General features: G+C 60.5%; 1 pseudogene. It reads right to left on the bottom strand.

The features are described 5' to 3' along the window. Window positions 1-251 (bottom strand): annotated as a pseudogene (locus tag SB764_RS39895) (hypothetical protein); the annotation flags it as partial. Between the last annotated feature and the right edge of the window lie 25 nt (window positions 252-276).

Raw genomic sequence — 276 nt, 5'->3', positions numbered from 1 at the left:
GAACCATGGGCCAGCATGCAGTAAGACGATTTGAGCTCCCGCGCAGCAGCCAGCGTCACCAGCTCATAGCGCCTCAGCGTCATATGGCTGCGAATACTGGACAACAGCGCCCCCCAATGCTCCATCACCTCCGGCCGGTGCCCGAAGGCGCGGTACATGTTCGGCAGGTAGCCGTAACTGGCCTCTGCAGAAGCGTACATCGACGCGGTCTTGTCGTTCTCGGATGCATGGGGCGTATGAATGAAGGCCATGGCGCGATCCTCCTTCGCTGAGACA

This window comes from Paraburkholderia sp. SIMBA_027 (assembly GCF_046535315.1).
Lineage (GTDB): Bacteria > Pseudomonadota > Gammaproteobacteria > Burkholderiales > Burkholderiaceae > Paraburkholderia > Paraburkholderia tropica.
This window is presented reverse-complemented; position numbering and strand designations above follow the sequence as displayed.